Below are 17,712 nucleotides of genomic sequence, written 5' to 3' on the forward strand. Positions count from 1 at the left end.
TCTGGAATAAAAATACAGTTAATTGTTGCACATATTGCGCCATTTTTTTCTCACAGATTACCGAATATACAAAGAGACAGAACTCCAGATTATCAGGAAATTCTGTCTCTGTAATATTTTTTATGAAAGTTCCAGTTTACCAGTATACAGCTGATAATAAGTTCCTTTCTGTTTAATGAGGTCTTTGTGGTCACCTCTCTCAATGATCTTGCCATGTTCCAGAACAATAATCGCATCACTGTTTCGAATCGTAGAAAGTCTGTGCGCGATCACAAACACGGTACGGCCCTTCATCAGGTTGTCCATACCTTTCTGTACGATACTTTCTGTACGGGTATCGATACTGGAAGTTGCTTCATCCAGAATCAGTACCGGTGGGTCTGCAACTGCTGCCCGCGCAATGGACAGAAGCTGTCTCTGCCCCTGAGAGAGTTCTTCACCATCCCCGCTCAGCATCGTATCGTATCCTTTCGGGAGCATCTGTATAAACTGATCTGCATGTGCCAGTTTTGCTGCTGCATAGATTTCTTCATCCGTTGCATCCAGCTTGCCATAACGAATATTATCACGAATCGTACCGGTAAACAAATGTGTGTCCTGAAGAACGATTCCAAGAGAATGTCTCAGATCATCCTTTTTGATCTTGGTAATATTGATTCCATCATAACGGATCTTGCCTTCCTGGATATCATAAAAACGATTGATCAGATTGGTTATGGTTGTCTTACCGGCTCCGGTAGAGCCGACGAATGCCAGTTTCTGTCCGGGCTTCGCATACAGGCTGATATCGTGAAGAATTGTTTTGTCTTCATTATATCCAAAGGTTACATCCTCAAATCTTACATCACCTTTCAGCTCTGTATAGGATACGGAGCCATCTGCAGAATGCGGATGTTTCCATGCCCACATGCCGGTTCTCTCTTTGCATTCTACAATGTTGCCATTCTCATCTTTTCTTGCATTGACAAGTGTTACATAACCCTCATCCTCTTCCGGTTTCTCATCGATCAGATTGAAAATTCTTTCCGCACCGGCAAGTGCCATGACGATGGAATTAAACTGCTGTGCCACCTGCATGAACGGCTGAGTGAAGCTTTTGGTGAACTGCAGATAGGAAGCCATAACACCAAGTGTGATTCCTCCGATGCCTGCTACAGAAAGGATTCCTCCGAGAACCGCCGTCAGTACAAACTGCAGGTTTCCGATATTTCCGATAACTGGCCCCATCATATTACCGTATTTATTTGCCTGTGAGGCGCTCTCAAAAAGAACTTCATTGAGCTGATCAAACTCTTCTTTTGATTTTGCCTCATGATTAAATACCTTTACTACCCTCTGTCCGTTCATTCGTTCTTCCACGAATCCGGTCACATCTGCCAGAGACATCTGCTGATGTACAAAGTATTTTCCACTCTTTGCTCCGATCCTGCCGGTAACAGCAAGCATCACAAAAATGATCAGTACTGCAAGTATCGTAAGAAGCGGACTCAGCACCAGCATGGAAATAAAAGTGACAACAATTGTAAACAATGCCATCAGTGCCTGTGGAATTGCCTGGCTGATCATCTGTCTCAATGTATCTGTATCATTGGTATAAAGACTCATGATCGAACCATTTGTATTCTGGTCGAAGTAACGGATTGGCAGTGTCTGCATATGTTCAAACATATCATCACGTACTCTTTTGAGTACACCCTGTCCGATATAAACCATCATTCTTGTGTAAATAAATGTTGCAATGACACCTGCCAGAAAGATTACGCCCAAAACAGTCAGGGCCTTATAAAGTCCTGCAAAATCCGGGGTTTTCTGTCCAACAAGCGGCAGGATAAAATCATCCAGAAGGTATCTCAGAGAAAGAGAGACTGCAGTTGTCGCCACAGCACTGATCAGGATACAGAAGAAAACAAGAATAAACTGGAATTTATATTTCTCTGTCACATATTTCATCAGACGTTTTGCCGTCTTTAAATCATTTTTTGTCATTTTCGGTTTTTTATTCTTATTCATCCTCTTCTCCTCCTTTCACCTGAGATTCATATACTTCCCTGTAGATTTCATTTGTCTGCAGCAGTTCTTCCGATGTTCCCACACCTGCGATCTTACCATCATCCAGCACAATGATCTGATCGGCATCTTCTATCGAAGAAACTCTCTGTGCAATGATGATCTTGGTCGTGTCCGGGATCTCTTCCCGGAATGCTTTACGGATCAATGCATCTGTTTTGGTATCTACTGCACTGGTGGAATCATCCAGAATCAGGATCTTTGGTTTCTTAAGCAGTGCACGTGCAATACATAGACGCTGTTTCTGTCCACCGGAAACGTTATTACCGCCCTGTACGATCATGGTCTCATAACCATTCGGGAACTCATTTACAAATCCATCTGCCTGCGCCAGACGGCAGACTCTCTTAACTTCCTCATCACTGGCCTTTTCATTGCCCCAGCGAATATTATCGTAGATCGTACCGGAAAATAATACATTTTTCTGCAGAACCATAGATACCTGGTCACGCAGAACTTCCAGATTATAGTCACGTACATCGACTCCGGCTACTTTTACTGCACCACCAGTGACATCATAAAGTCTCGGGATCATCTGTACCAGTGTAGATTTGGCACTTCCGGTACCGCCAATGATGCCAACTGTCTGTCCCGATTTAATATGAATGTTGATATCTTTCAGGGAAAGGTTTCCGCCTTCACCCGCATAGCTGAAATCTACATGTTCAAAGGTAATCTCGCCATTTCTGACTTCTTTCACCGCATCCGCTTTGTCCTGCATCTCCGGTACCTCATTAAACACCTCCGTGATACGGTCTGTGGAAGCCCCTGCGATCATGATCATGACAAATACAAAAGTCACCATATTCAGAGACATCAGAATCTGAATCGCATATACGATCACACTTGTCAGTTCTCCAGTCTCCATGGTTCCAAATACAATGCTTCGTCCACCGATCAGCGCGATCAGAAGTACAACCGCGTACATCATGAACTGCAGGACCGGAGAGTTCCATGCAACGATTTTTTCTGCTTTTGTAAACAGGGTATATACATAATTGGACACACCGTGAAATTTGTTTATCTCGTAATCTTCTCTTACAAATGCCTTTACCACACGTGATGCATTGACATTTTCCTGCACAGAATTGTTCAGTTCATCATACTCGTCAAATACTCTGATAAAATGTGGATGCGCTTTCTTTGCTATAAACATCAGTGTTCCACCAAGAAGCGGGATTACGATCAGGAACAGAAGTGCAATCTTTACATTGATCAGCAGTGTCATGATCCAGGAAAGAAGAATCATGATCGGTGCTCTTGCCAGAAGACGGATACTCATCATATATGCCATCTGCACGTTTGTAATATCTGTTGTCATTCGTGTGACCAGACCTGATGTGGAGAAATGGTCAATGTTTTTGAAAGAAAAATCCTGCACCTTATAGAAAATATCATGGCGAAGATTTTTCGCATAACCAGCAGCCGCTACGGCTGCCATATTACCGGCCTGCACACCAAAAAACAATGCCAGCATCGCCATTGCAACAAGAATTATTCCGCGCTGTACAATATAACCAAGATCACCATTGGCTATTCCAACATCTATGATCTTTGCCATTTCCAGAGGAATGAGAACCTCCATCATGACCTCCAGAATTACGAGAAACGGCGCCAGCAATGACTGTTTCTTATATTCCCGGATGGATTTAAAAAGTGTCTTATTCATCTTTTCTGTCAGCCTCCTTATCTGTCTTTTTCTATTTCCGAATTTTCCTATTATACAAAATTTCGCCTTTGAAAGTCAATCGTTTTTTTGTGACTTTTTGGACACAATTCAGGCAAAAAAAATGCCCCTCACAGGGACATTTTTTCTTTTTCGTATACTTCTCTTACTTCGTCTGCTTTTGCACGATGCGGAAAACAGATATTTCCAAGCTGTCTTACCGGCATCACACCCATGAGTGAGTTTGTCACAAAACACTCCTCATAATACATCAGCTCATCCGGATAAATGATCGTTTCTGTCACCTGAAATCTTTCCATAATATATTCACGCAGGATACCCGGCAACAGGCCGCAGGAAAGCTGCGGTGTATAGATCATATTTTTACGTACAAAAAAGACATTGCAGACAGTTCCTTCACTGATCTGTCCTTTGGTGTTGATAAATATCTTTTCATTGATACCGGCTGCTGCGGCTGCTCTTTTTTCCAGAACACAGTCACCATAATTAAATGTCTTATGATAAACCAGTGGAGAAGTCTCGTTTCGTCTGACTTTGCTTAGATCCGTCATAAATCCTCTGGAATAGATTTCATCCATATATGGATTTTCTCTCATCTGAAAGAAGGTATTCTCAGCTGACATCACGATCTTAAGTGCTCCATGCATCTTCACCGACATTTCCTGTGTACTCAGATATTCTGCGATTTTTTCTTTTGTAAGTCCACGTTCTGCACAGGAACCCAATTTCAAAAAATCAGCTGATCCCTGCATTCTGTTCAGATGTTGTTCCAGAAGTAACGGTCTGCCTTGTTCCACTGCAACCGTTTCAAATACTCCCATTCCAAACAAAAATCCCTCATCCAGTCTAATATCCATATCTTTTTATCACTCCAGACTTTATTTCATAGCCTCCAGAACCGCTTTCGCTTTCTGAAGGGTCTCCTCATATTCAAATTCCAGATCTGATTCAGCAGTGATGCCACCGCCAACTCCCAGATAATACATTCCATCTTTGTGCAATGCTGTACGGATCACTATATTAAAATCACAGTCTCCATCTAATGTCAGGTAACCGATGGAACCTGTGTACAGATTTCTGCGGTTGTTCTCCAGTTCATCAATGATCTCCATCGCACGATATTTCGGAGCTCCTGTAATAGAACCGCCAGGAAACGTTGCTTCAAGCAGATCCATTATCGTTTTGTTTTCCTGAAGTACTCCCTCGATGTCAGAAACCAGATGAAATACTGTTGCATATTCTTCCACCGTAAAAAGTTCCGTCACTTTGACACTTCCAGGTTTGCACACGCGGTTCAGATCATTCCGCTCGAGATCAACGATCATAAGAAGTTCACTCTTATCCTTCTCTGAATTTTTGAGTTCATTTCTCATAAGGAGATCCTCTTCCAGAGTCTCACCTCTTTTTCGCGTTCCCTTGATCGGACGTGTATTCACATGTCCCTTCTTCATCTTAAGGAATCGCTCCGGTGATGCACAGACAATCTGAAAATCACCGTAATCCATATAGCCGCCAAATGGTGACGGATTGTTTTCTCTCAAATCATAAAAAACATCCAGTGGTTTTTTGTTGCTCTTTACCTCAAGCTGCTGCGTCATATTTGTGATATAGATATCACCTTCGATGATATATCGAATCATCTCATCAACAGCCTGTTTGTATTCTTCTTTTTTAAAATTTGGTGTTATTTCTATATTAAATGATCCGTCTGCGACCTGTTCTTTTTCTAATAATACTTCTGTCAGACGCTTTTCAACAGATTCGATCAGTTTCTCTGCATCTTCTGTAACTCCATTGGCCACCAGAAATGTTTTCTTCTCATGACAATCCTCTATGATATACATGTCATAAAAAACAAGTACTGCATCCGGAATCGTTACCAGATTTTCCTTATGAGATGGTATTTCCATTAATTTCCGCCCGTATTCATACGAAAAATATCCGATTGCCCCTGATAGCATTGGAAGCCCGCTTTTGTTCTGATCTTTATGCTCAGACAGATATTTTTTGAGATATTCCTCAAATGAGAGTTCCGATACCTTCTGCTCATTTATAAAAAATCCATGATCATCTTTTACTAATTTGAGATATGGCCGCATTCCTATGATTGAATATCTTCCAAGCCCGTTCACAAGAGATGAATCCAGAAATACACAGTCCTTTTCATCCGAAAAATATTTGAACAGTTCTGCTGCTGATCTGTGTGGAGTCAATTTTTTTATCACGCGGTTTATATTATACATCTATTTTTCCTCTCTGTCCATTTTTCGAAACATTTCTATAAATTTTTCTTATATATTTCATAGATTTTTTATTCATTTTTGTTGAATTTCTCTGCAATACAACAGAAATTTTCTAACAACTCATGACCATATTCCGTCAGGACTGCTTCCGGATGAAACTGTACGCCATAAAGAGGGATTTCTCTGTGCGAGATTCCCATTACCGCTCCATCTTCAGCCACAGCATCTACCCGGTATTCTTCCGGAATACTGTCTTCTCTCACAACCAGTGAATGATACCTGGTTACTTTAAATTTCTCCGGCAGTCCTTCAAATAATCCCGTTCCATTATTTCGGATCCCTGTCACCTTTCCATGCATTGGACGGCTCCCTTTCTCTACAACAGCTCCACAGCAATGTCCCAACACCTGATGTCCCAGACAGACACCTAAGATCGGGATCTTTCCCTGAAACCATTTCACTGTTTCTACACATCGCACAGCATCCCATGGACGTTTCGGTCCGGGCGAAAGAATGATTCCTTCCGGCTGCATCTTTTCTATTTCTTCTATATTAATCTGATCACTTCTCCTGACCATGATCTCCCTTCCCAACTCCTCAAAATACGCTTTCAGATTGTAAACAAACGAATCATAATTATCGATCATCAAAAACATGTTTTTCCTCCCTCTCCGTGCAAAACACGTATAAAAAAAGAGATAACTCGCGTGTGTATCCATACACACAGTCGTTATCCCTGTCGGTCCGTAATCTGTGAATCTTTATCGTTTTTTATATTTCTTTTTGAAAGATACCTCTATGCTATCATGTCTGCCAATTCTCGTCAATATATATTAGAAATGAATATTTTTTTCAACAAATTACCCCTTTTATATCGAATACATCTATGCTATACTGTACGGGAAATGAATGATATGCAAAATAGGATCATATGCGTCAAGTGTTCAGCGAATGGGGAGTTGTCGCCGAAACGAAAAGTCCGTCTTACGGTATATGATCCGCACCCGTTGCAACAATATAAGAGGATATCTCATATTGTGTAGGGATACGTTTTTCGACATACGTTCTATCACAATTGGAGATATCTTTTTCACTTTAACACACTATCAGCTCGACAAAAAAAAGACAATCTCCACAGTACACGATATCATGTTTAACAGGAGGTTGTTTTTTTAATGGTAGATAAACAGAAAGTAGAACAGGCAATCCGTCTCCTTCTTGAAGGAATCGGTGAAGACACAGAACGTGAAGGTCTCAAAGATACTCCGGACCGAATTGCACGTATGTGTATGGAAATTTATGGTGGACTGGATGAAGAAGCGGATCATCATCTTGCCAAACAGTTTGAAGTAGAAAATAACGAAATGGTACTGGAAAAAGATATTACTTTCTATTCTATGTGTGAACATCATCTGATGCCTTTTTATGGCAAAGCTCATGTAGCTTATATTCCAAATGGCAAAGTGACCGGACTCAGTAAACTTGCCCGTACTGTTGATGTCTATGCAAGAAGACCGCAAATTCAGGAACGCCTGACTGTACAGATTGCCGATGCACTGGAACGTACTCTGAATCCTAAGGGGATTATGGTAATGCTGGAAGCGGAACACACCTGCATGACCATGCGTGGAATCAAAAAACCAGGAAGTAAAACGATTACTACCGTTACCCGTGGTGATTTCAAGACAGACCGTGAACTTCAGAAACAGTTCCTCTCCATGGTAAAAGACTGATGCATACCGATATGACAAGAGTAAATGCTATCTGGCAGCATCCTCTCTATCAGCAAAATCTGAAAGATCTTATACACCTTGAAGCTGACCGTATCTTCTGCCGTCATACACCGGAACATTTTCTGGATGTCGCAAGACTTGCTTACATATTTGCACTGGAACGAGGACTTGACTGCTCCCGTGAACTGATCTACTGCACTGCACTTCTCCATGATATTGGTCGCGTCAGACAGTATATGGATGGTACCCCGCATGACGAAGCCGGTGTACAGATTGCTGAACAGATTTTATCTGATCTTGCTTTTTCTTCTGCAGAAAAAGAGCAGATTCTGACCGCGATCGGGGAACATCGTTCCTCAAAAGAGGAAACTTCTTCCCTGAGCCGGATTCTTTATGAAGCAGATAAAAAATCCCGTATGTGTTTTCTCTGTCCTGCAGAAAAAGAATGCTACTGGGATCTTTCAAAAAAAAATATGATGATTCAATATTAAAAGGAGAATCTTAGATCATGAAAATCGGAAATCGTGAATTTGATGTAAAAAACAGAACTTATATTATGGGCATCCTGAACGTGACCCCGGATTCTTTTTCTGATGGTGGCAAATGGAATACTATGGATCATGCTCTGATGCATGCAGAAGCTATGATCAAAGACGGTGCTGATATTCTGGATGTCGGCGGTGAATCCACACGTCCGGGGCATACTCCGGTCAGTGCAGAAGAAGAAGCAGCACGTGTCGTTCCGGTCATCGAAGCACTTCGCAAACGTTTTGATGTACCGATCTCTGTAGATACTTACAAGGGAAGTGTTGCAGATGCAGCTGTCCAGGCAGGTGCCGATCTGGTCAACGATGTCTGGGGGCTCAAATATGATCCGGACATGGCCGGTGTCATCGCCAAACATGATGTAGCCTGCTGTCTTATGCACAACAAAGCCAACACAGAATACAATAACTTTCTCATAGATATGCTTGCTGAAACACAGGAATGTGTCAATATTGCCCGAGGAGCCGGAATCAAAGACGAACGAATCATTCTTGATCCGGGCGTTGGTTTCGGCAAAACATATGAAATGAATCTGGAAACCATGAATCATCTGGAACTTTTTCAGCATCTCGGATTCCCGGTCCTGCTCGGAACCTCCCGTAAGTCCATGATTGGTCTTACTCTGGATCTTCCGGTTGATCAGCGTGTAGAAGGCACTGTTGCCACTTCTGTCATCGGTGTCATGAAAGGCTGTGCTTTTGTCCGCGTACATGATATCAAAGAAAACAAACGTGCTATCCTTATGACTGAAGCAATTCTTGGAAGGAATATAAAATAAATGGATAAGATTGAGATCAAAAACCTGGAGATTTTTGCAAACCATGGAGTTTTCCCGGAGGAAAATGTTCTCGGCCAGAAATTCGTTATTTCTGCCACTCTTTACACGGATACCCGAAAAGCAGGTCTGACCGATGAACTGACTGCTTCTATTCATTATGGAGAAGTCAGCCATATGATCACCAAATTCACAAAAGAGCATACTTATAAACTTCTGGAGGCACTTGCAGAAAATCTCTGCCAAATGCTGCTTCAAGAGCTTCCGCTTCTCAAAATGATCACTCTGCGTGTTGAAAAGCCATGGGCTCCGGTCGCTCTCCCACTCGAAACGGTTGCTGTGGAGATCACCCGCGGATGGCATACTGCCTATGTAGCCTTTGGTTCCAACCTTGGGGACAAAAAGAAGTTCCTGGATGATGGCATTCAGGGACTCCGTACTACTCCTTCCTGTGAAGTAGAAGCTGTATCTGAATATTTAGTTACAGAACCTTATGGTGGTGTGGAACAGGATGAATTTCTGAATGGTGTTCTGAAACTCCGTACGCTGCTCACGCCGGAAGAACTTCTGGACCGTCTTCACGAACTGGAGGCGGCCGCAAACAGAGAACGTATCATTCACTGGGGACCGCGTACTCTTGATCTGGATATTCTGTTCTATGATAATGAGATCATAGACACTCCGGATCTTCATATTCCACATATTGATATGGAAAATCGTGATTTTGTCCTGAAGCCAATGGATGAGATTGCTCCTTATTACAGACATCCTGTATTAAACAAGACCATTCATCAGCTTCTTAATGAACTCCTTGCAAAAGATAATCAGTAACTTTTCATTCAAAAAAACTTCTGAGTCCCGGGATCATACTCCCAGGCTCAGAAGTTTTTTTGCTTCTTCAAGACGTTCATAAAATTGCTCATAAAAATCTCTGTTTTCTTCATATGATTTTGTATAAAAACGGCTGAGCACATACATATTCAGATTTTTGATCAGATCCGCATCTTCCGTCTGGTAAAACACTTCCTGTACATCCAGAAGAAACTGATGCCAATCCCATACAAATTTTTCGTATTGTCTGAGGTCCGGTGTGTCGATCCATTTTTTTACCTTGATCTTGGAACGGTTTTTCTTTGCACATTCATGGATCTGAATGATATATTTAAATCCATCTTCCGTATAATATCTTCCCAGTGGAAACAACCGGCAGAATCCAGGACGAATCTCATGTATGGAGCATCTGCCTTCCTGATTCAGGAAAACGCATTTTTCTTCTGTTCCGCGCATTGCCAGATGTGGCAGAACATTGCCATCAGAAATCCCAAGTTCCAACACACTCCCAATCAGTTCTTCCGGTATTTTCCGGAGACCTCTGCTCAATCGACAGACATCATACGGATCCAGAAGGACAGAATCTCCCATCCCTGTACAGCAGTCATGACAGCCTTTGCAGTCCTGACAATCTGCTTTGACCATATCATTCGCATCATATAATCTTCCATCTGAAATTTCTTCCAGTGTCACTTCTCTTCTCATAGATTTTCCTCTTTTTACTTATAGTATTTATGCCCTTGCTATTTCTTATGATACAGGACTATAATAGGGAATGTCAATCTGTTGCTGCCAATAATAACCAACAGCAACACAATAATATAATAAAAAACGGAGGAAACCTAAAAATGCGATCTCTCGCAATCTATCTGAAAAATTACAGGAAAGAAAGCATTCTTGCCCCTTTCTTCAAATTTCTGGAAGTTGTGTTTGATCTGCTTGTCCCGGTAGTCATTGCGCAGATCATTGATGTAGGTATCACTGGAAATGATCGCCCGTATATCATCGAGCGATTTTTTATTCTGGTACTCATGGCAGCTGCCGGACTCGCAGTCAGCATCACCGCCCAGTTTTTTGCAGCTAAGGCTAGTGTAGGATTTGCCACAGAACTGAGACAGGCCGTTTACGACCATGTGCAGAAGCTTTCTTACACAGAACTTGATACTCTTGGAACAGATACTCTGATCACCCGTCTTACAGATGATATCAATCAGGTACAGAACGGTGTAAATATGGGCCTGCGCCTTCTTCTTCGAAGTCCTTTTATCGTATTGGGTTCCATGGTCATGGCCTTTACGATCAACACACGTTGTGCATTGATCTTTGTTGTTGCTATTCCGGTGCTTTTCCTGGTTGTATTTGTGATCATGTACCTGAGTATTCCGCTTTTTGGCAAGGTACAGGCACGTCTGGACGCAGTTACAGGACTAACCCGTGAAAACCTGACCGGTGTACGTGTCATCCGCGCTTTTTGTCGCGAAGAAGAAGCCGTCCGTGAATTTGATGCCAGCAATGCTCAGCTTACAAAGCTGAACGAATTTGTCGGAAAGCTGTCTGCTCTTCTAAATCCGGTAACTTATGTACTGATCAATATCGCAACAGTCATTCTGATCAATAATGCAGGACTCCAGGTCAATCTCGGAAATATGCAGCAGGGACAGGTCGTTGCTCTTTATAACTATATGGCTCAGATGATCGTTGAACTCATTAAACTTGCTTCTCTGATCATTACACTAAACAAATCTGCCGCATGTGCAAACCGTGTTGCCGATATTCTCAAAGTAAAATCTTCCATGAATCATCCGGTTTCTACTGCCTCCACTGCAGTTTGCGGCGAAAACGCAGTCGAATTCCATGATGTTACTTTTACTTATGCAGAATCAGGCGCACCCAGCCTTTCCAATATCAGCTTTTCTGTCAAAAGAGGCCAGACTGTTGGAATCATCGGAGGTACCGGAAGCGGTAAATCCACCCTGGTCAACCTGATTGCCCGTTTTTATGATGCGACCAGCGGAACTATACAGATAGACGGGCAAAATATCCAGAACTACAGCCAGCATGACCTTCGTGAAAAGATCGGTGTTGTTCCACAACGCGCTGTACTTTTTAAAGGATCCATCCGCGAAAACATGAAATGGGGACGTGAGAATGCAACAGATGAAGAAATCTGGGATGCACTCACGACCGCACAGGCTCGTGAAATTGTAGAAAACAAAGATGGACAGCTTGATTTCAAATTGGAACAGAATGGACGAAATCTTTCCGGCGGTCAGCGTCAGCGTCTTACTATCGCACGTGCCGTTGTAAAGAAACCGGAATTTCTGATTCTTGACGACAGTGCCAGTGCTCTGGATTTTGCAACAGATGCTGCACTTCGCAGATCTCTCCATCAGCTCAGTGGAAATGTTACCACCTTCCTGGTGTCCCAGCGTGCTGCAAGTATCCGTCAGGCAGATCTGATCCTTGTTCTGGATGACGGTGAGCTTGTTGGAAAAGGCATTCACGATGACCTTATCCGCACCTGCGATACGTACCGCGAAATCTATTTCTCCCAGTTCCCGGAAGAACGTGAAAAATACAATACATCAAATACAGCCGTATCCGTTAATGCTTCGGAGGTGACCTTATGAGCAAACAGAACAAACAGCAGACAAATACGACCAGCATGGAAACCCTCTGGAAAGTACTCCGCTTTATCGGAAAATACCGTTTTCTTCTGGTCCTGAGCATTATTCTGGCAGCTGTATCTGTCATCCTGCAGTTATATGTACCAGTACTTTTCGGTAATGCGATTGACCAGGTAGTTGCCAAACGTGAAGTTAATTTCCGTATGATGTGGTATTATCTCAGCCGGATTCTTGTGATGATCATCGTTTCCAGTGTTGCTACCTGGATCATGAATATCATTAACAACCGTATGACCTTCCGTACGGTACAGGATATCCGTGCAAAAGCGATCCGTCATATTCAGGTACTTCCGCTCTCCTATCTGGACAGCCACAGCACCGGTGATATCATAAGCCGCGTCATTGCTGATACCGATATTCTTTCGGATGGTCTTCTGCTTGGATTCACACAGCTTTTCTCAGGAATCGTTACGATCATCGGAACTCTGCTTTTCATGTTTTCTAAGAATATCTGGATCACTTTGATGGTCATTGTTCTGACTCCGCTCAGTTTCTTTGTTGCAAAATTTATTTCCTCACGTTCCTTCCATATGTTCCGGAAGCAGAGTGATGCACGTGGCCGTCAGACCGCACTTATCGAAGAAATGATTGGAAATCAGAAGATCGTACAGGCCTTCGGATACGAAGATAAATCATCTGGACGTTTTGCCCTGATCAATGAAGAATTAAAAGAATGCAGTCAGAAAGCGGTCTTTTACAGTAGCCTGACCAACCCGTCCACACGTTTTGTCAATAATGTCATTTATGCAGGTGTTGCCCTGGCCGGTGCTTTCATGATTCCTGGCGGTTCCCTAACTGTTGGTGGTCTGTCCGTACTTCTTGCTTATGCAAATCAGTACATGAAACCATTCAATGATATCAGTTCTGTCATCACAGAGCTTCAGAGTGCACTTGCATGCGCGGCCAGAATCTTTGCTCTTCTGGAAGAAGAACCGGAAAGTGCTGATTCCAAGGACACCATCACTGATGTCAGAGGTGAAGTCAACATCGATAACGTTTGTTTCCGCTACGTTCCGGACAAAAAACTGATTGAAAATTTCAACCTGCATGCAGAACCAGGCAAGCATATCGCAATCGTCGGACCAACTGGCTGTGGAAAAACAACCTTTATCAACCTGCTGATGCGATTCTATGATGTGACCAGCGGTACAATCTCGATTGATGGTCACCCGATCAATGAAATTTCCCGTCATTCTCTGCGTAGCAGCTTTGGCATGGTGCTTCAGGACACCTGGATCAAAAACGGCACTGTCCGCGAAAATCTCAACATCGGTAAGCCAGATGCAACCGATGAAGAAATTATCGAAGCAGCCAGACATTCTCACAGCTGGGAATTTATCCGCCGTCTTCCAAATGGCCTGGACACACGCTTAAAAGAAGACAGTCTGAGCCAGGGTGAAAAACAGCTTCTTTGTATCACCCGTGTCATGCTCTGTCTGCCTCCAATGCTGATACTGGATGAAGCCACTTCCAGTATCGATACCCGAACTGAACTGATGGTTCAGGAAGCTTTTGACCGTCTTATGGAGGGACGTACAAGCTTTATCGTAGCGCATCGTCTTTCTACGATTCGAAATGCAGATGAGATTCTTGTCATGAAAGCCGGAAGTATCGTCGAACAGGGATCGCATGATGAACTTATGGCAAAGGGCGGATTCTATCAAAATCTGTACAACAGTCAGTTTGTCAAAGTAGCTGAATAATATTCTCTCAAACATAAAAATCCGTCGAAACAGTTTTATGAATTTTCATACATTCTGTATCGACGGATTTTTTTATTTACAAGTATCTTCTTTTCTGAAGATCAGTTCTGCTTCTGTGCAGCCAGATATTCCTCAGTCAGTGCTACTGCATCACGAATACAATCCGGACAACTGCGAAGTACTTTTCCTGTTTCCACACCTTTCAGTTCCCTGCAAAGATAAGAACCATTCTGTTCCTGGAACTTCTTTACATATTCTTTTACCTTTCTGTAGGTATCACCTTTTGTCAGTCTGCCTTTTTCCGGTTCTCCGACACTGTTTTCCAGTCCGATGATCATCATCATTCCTGAAAGTGCTCCACATACTTCCATCATTCCCATTCCAAGTCCGAAGCCTTCTGCGATCCGGAACATCTCTTCTTCCGCTACACCAAATTCCTGACAAAACGAACAGGCAACTGCCTGTGCACAGTTATATCCCTTATCATGAAATGCAATTGCCATATCTGCTTTTGTACTCATTTTCTTTCCTCCTGCATACTTTATACTTTCGTTTGTTTTTTATCATAACAGAAATATTACAATATATCTACATTTTTTATAACAACATACTGTTTATTATATTGAATAATATTTTTATAAATGGTATAATTATTTTTAATCATATAGTTAAAGGACATATTCTTATGGGCATAACAAATGTGCTGTACAATCGATCGGAATTTCTTGAAAAAGCTCAAGAATTCCTTGATGCATGCGAATCATCTGGCTGGTGTATCATTTCCATCGACATCGAACGTTTTAAATTATTTAATAACTGGTACGGACAGGAAGCAGGGGATATTCTGCTTCAGAATATCAGTCAGTACCTGCTTCGTGTACAGCAGATGAAAGGATACCTGGCTGGCTATTTCGGTGGAGATCATTTCTTTATGTATATTCCTGATGACGAGCAACTGATCAATCTGATCTACAAAACAATTCGCAGTTATATTGGCATCCACAGTCAGAACGAGGGGTTTCTTCCAATCATCGGTATCTACCCCATTACAGAGAAGCATCCGGATACAGCGACCATGTGTAACAATGCACAGCTCGCTGCTTCCGAGATCAAGGGAAATTTTAATAAACGGATCTGTTATTTCACAAATGAGATCATTGATCAGCTGGAAAAAGAACAACAGATGCTCCACGACGTAAAAGTCGGTCTGGAAAACAAAGAATTTACTTTCTATCTGCAGCCCAAATGCAACAGTATCACTGGTGCAATCGTCAGTATGGAAGCTCTCTCCCGCTGGATCAGTCCTTCCCGTGGTTTTGTTTCTCCAGGAGAATTTATTCCATTTCTCGAGAATAACGGTATGATCACTGCACTGGATACTTATATCTGGGATGCAGTCTGCCAGACTCTGGCCTATTGGAAAAAAGATCATCTTTATGTTGTTCCTATCTCCATCAATGTCTCTGTAGCTGACATTGAAACGATCAATGTTCCTGAATTTCTTCAGGATCTTATCATAAAATATGGACTGACACCCGAAATGCTCCTTGTGGAGATTACTGAGACTGCATTTTCCGAAAATAATATCATTGTAAGAAAAACGATTGATCAGCTTCATCAGTATGGTTTCTGTATTCTTATGGATGATTTTGGAAGTGGTTACTCTTCTCTTAATATGCTCAAGGATGCCAATGTCGATATTTTGAAACTTGATATGAAATTTATTGAAATGAATCCAGAAAACCGCCAGAAAGGTATTCAGATCATTAATTCTGTTGTTAACATGGCACACAAACTGGAGCTTCCTATTATTGCAGAAGGTGTGGAAACTCCGGAGCAGATTGAGATGCTTCATTCCATGAACTGTGTTTATGCGCAGGGATACTTTTTCTTCAAACCAATGCCAGTCGCAGATGCCGAGGACCTTCTCAGTAATGTTCCTCATGAACACTATAATCATGCCCACAAAGCTGTTTCAGATGATACTACTGTGACAGAACCAAAATCATCCGTAGAACTTCTTCATGAAACAACGGTTACACATTCCATTTTTAAGATCCTTGCGGAAAATTTCCTGCTTCTTGCAAGACTGAATCTCAGCAATGCAGAATACGAAATCCTCAAAAGAGATTATCGGCTTCATGGCAAGGAACTTGAACTGGAGCATAATTTTGAATTATACAATCGTCGTATTCTCAACGAAAACCTGATTCATCCCGACGACGTAGAATTATACCGTTCAAGAATCACACTCTCTTCACTGCAGGACATTTTCTTTGGTGGCCATAAACAGCTCACCTATCAGTTCCGCCGTTGTTTGGACAATGATTATATCTCTACGACTATGGAATTTCTCGCCGGCAACAAATGTGATGCACAGAATCCATGGATTGTTGTTATCATTCGCGAAAAAACAGTCTGAGACGACATTATCTGAAAACCTGTCCGATTTTTTGTGCATTTGTCTGTACAATTAGAATTGTATCTTGACAGTCCGCGGTAAAAAGTGCTATTTTAACCTTGAAATTTTAAAAATCATATGACGAGGTGCAAAGACATGCAGGAATTAAAACCTATTAAAGAAGGTAAAGTACGTGAGATCTATGATAACGGAGACAGTTTGATCATGGTAGCAACTGACCGTATCAGCTGTTTTGATGTTATCCTTAACAATGAAGTAACCAAAAAAGGAACTGTACTGACACAGATGTCCAAGTTCTGGTTTGATCTGACCGAGGACATTCTGCCTAACCACATGATTTCTGTTGATGTAAAAGACATGCCTGAATTTTTCCAGCAAGAGAAATATACCGGAAAATCTATGATGTGCCGCAAACTGAACATGCTTCCAATTGAATGTATCGTTCGTGGTTATATTACAGGCAGCGGATGGAAGAGCTATCAGGAAAATGGCACTGTCTGCGGAATCACTCTTCCTGAAGGCTTAAAAGAATCCGACAAGCTTCCTGAGCCTATTTACACCCCGTCAACCAAAGCCGAGATTGGTGATCATGATGAAAATATCTCTTTTGAGCAGAGTATTGACCATCTCGAAAAATATTTCCCTGGCAGAGGACGCGAACTTGCAGAAAAACTTCGCGATAATACGATTGCTCTTTACAAAAAATGCGCTGAATATGCATTAAGTAAAGGCATTATCATTGCAGATACCAAATTTGAATTCGGCCTGGATGAAGACGGTAATATGGTAATCGGTGATGAAATGCTGACACCTGACAGCTCCCGTTTCTGGCCGGCAGAAGGATATGAACCAGGCCATGGACAGCCTTCTTTCGACAAACAGTTTGCACGTGACTGGCTGACTTCTCATCCTGGAAACGACTGGACACTACCACAGGAAATCGTAGACAAAACTATCGAAAAATATCTGCAGGCATACAAAATGCTTACAGGCAAAGATCTCGACTAATACAACTTAA

At 42.1% G+C, this 17,712-nt stretch carries 15 protein-coding genes and 1 riboswitch; of the genes, 8 read left to right on the forward strand and 7 right to left on the reverse strand.

Translation table 11 applies throughout. From position 1 onward, the window contains the following. Positions 1–120 precede the first annotated feature (120 nt). From NQ503_RS11055 to NQ503_RS11075, 5 genes are all read right to left on the reverse strand, one after another. Entirely contained in the window at positions 121–2,010 is a 1,890-nt protein-coding gene (locus NQ503_RS11055; protein ID WP_005427553.1) for an ABC transporter ATP-binding protein, read from the reverse strand. After that, on the reverse strand, positions 2,003–3,736 hold the full coding sequence (locus tag NQ503_RS11060; protein WP_005427552.1) for an ABC transporter ATP-binding protein: 1,734 nt from the start codon (positions 3,734–3,736) through the stop codon (positions 2,003–2,005). Before NQ503_RS11060 ends, NQ503_RS11055 begins: the two co-directional genes overlap by 8 nt. A 128-nt stretch (positions 3,737–3,864) precedes the next feature. Then, entirely contained in the window at positions 3,865–4,611 is a 747-nt protein-coding gene (locus NQ503_RS11065; RefSeq protein ID WP_005427551.1) for an aminotransferase class IV, read from the reverse strand. A gap of 21 nt (positions 4,612–4,632) precedes the next feature. Beyond that, the gene (gene pabB, locus NQ503_RS11070) at positions 4,633–5,997 is read right to left on the reverse strand and encodes an aminodeoxychorismate synthase component I (protein ID WP_005427550.1); all 1,365 of its coding nucleotides are present in this window, start codon (positions 5,995–5,997) and stop codon (positions 4,633–4,635) included. A gap of 68 nt (positions 5,998–6,065) precedes the next feature. Next, on the reverse strand, positions 6,066–6,653 hold the full coding sequence (locus tag NQ503_RS11075; protein ID WP_005427547.1) for an anthranilate synthase component II: 588 nt from the start codon (positions 6,651–6,653) through the stop codon (positions 6,066–6,068). A gap of 259 nt (positions 6,654–6,912) precedes the next feature. Further along, positions 6,913–7,009: riboswitch (THF riboswitch) on the forward strand. A gap of 163 nt (positions 7,010–7,172) precedes the next feature. On the opposite strand from NQ503_RS11075, the gene folE reads away from it, so the two are divergent. The 4 genes from folE to folK are packed head-to-tail and all read left to right on the forward strand — an operon-like array spanning position 7,173 to position 9,882. Then, positions 7,173–7,730, forward strand: coding sequence for a GTP cyclohydrolase I FolE (folE, locus tag NQ503_RS11080; protein WP_005427546.1), 558 nt, complete (start codon positions 7,173–7,175; stop codon positions 7,728–7,730). 11 nt (positions 7,731–7,741) lie between these two features. Further along, entirely contained in the window at positions 7,742–8,221 is a 480-nt protein-coding gene (locus NQ503_RS11085) for an HD domain-containing protein (protein WP_044926148.1), read from the forward strand. Between the two features lie 17 nt (positions 8,222–8,238). Next, complete coding sequence (folP, locus tag NQ503_RS11090; protein WP_005427544.1) at positions 8,239–9,054, forward strand: dihydropteroate synthase; 816 nt, start codon at positions 8,239–8,241, stop codon at positions 9,052–9,054. Further along, positions 9,055–9,882, forward strand: coding sequence for a 2-amino-4-hydroxy-6-hydroxymethyldihydropteridine diphosphokinase (gene folK, locus NQ503_RS11095; protein WP_005427543.1), 828 nt, complete (start codon positions 9,055–9,057; stop codon positions 9,880–9,882). Between the two features lie 33 nt (positions 9,883–9,915). Here folK and NQ503_RS11100 read toward each other — a convergent pair whose 3' ends face one another. Beyond that, the gene (locus NQ503_RS11100; protein ID WP_055065505.1) at positions 9,916–10,587 is read right to left on the reverse strand and encodes a YkgJ family cysteine cluster protein; all 672 of its coding nucleotides are present in this window, start codon (positions 10,585–10,587) and stop codon (positions 9,916–9,918) included. A gap of 143 nt (positions 10,588–10,730) precedes the next feature. Here NQ503_RS11100 and NQ503_RS11105 point away from each other — a divergent pair, with 143 nt between their 5' ends. Then, positions 10,731–12,512, forward strand: a complete 1,782-nt coding sequence (locus NQ503_RS11105; RefSeq protein WP_022388388.1) for an ABC transporter ATP-binding protein — start codon at positions 10,731–10,733, stop codon at positions 12,510–12,512. Further along, on the forward strand, positions 12,509–14,272 hold the full coding sequence (locus NQ503_RS11110; RefSeq protein ID WP_005427540.1) for an ABC transporter ATP-binding protein: 1,764 nt from the start codon (positions 12,509–12,511) through the stop codon (positions 14,270–14,272). The genes NQ503_RS11105 and NQ503_RS11110 overlap by 4 nt, the downstream gene beginning before the upstream one ends. Positions 14,273–14,373: 101 nt before the next feature. On the opposite strand, the gene NQ503_RS11115 is transcribed toward NQ503_RS11110, so the two are convergent. Then, positions 14,374–14,793 (reverse strand): C-GCAxxG-C-C family protein, encoded by a 420-nt coding sequence (locus NQ503_RS11115; RefSeq protein ID WP_005427539.1) that lies wholly within the window; start codon positions 14,791–14,793, stop codon positions 14,374–14,376. 164 nt (positions 14,794–14,957) lie between these two features. Between NQ503_RS11115 and NQ503_RS11120 the strand changes: the two genes are divergently transcribed. Together NQ503_RS11120 and NQ503_RS11125 are read left to right on the forward strand one after the other, a co-directional pair. Then, positions 14,958–16,694, forward strand: coding sequence for a putative bifunctional diguanylate cyclase/phosphodiesterase (locus NQ503_RS11120; RefSeq protein WP_005427538.1), 1,737 nt, complete (start codon positions 14,958–14,960; stop codon positions 16,692–16,694). A gap of 135 nt (positions 16,695–16,829) precedes the next feature. Then, on the forward strand, positions 16,830–17,702 hold the full coding sequence (locus NQ503_RS11125; RefSeq protein WP_022388390.1) for a phosphoribosylaminoimidazolesuccinocarboxamide synthase: 873 nt from the start codon (positions 16,830–16,832) through the stop codon (positions 17,700–17,702). Positions 17,703–17,712 lie beyond the last annotated feature (10 nt).

The organism is Blautia obeum ATCC 29174, assembly GCF_025147765.1.
GTDB lineage: Bacteria > Bacillota > Clostridia > Lachnospirales > Lachnospiraceae > Blautia_A > Blautia_A obeum.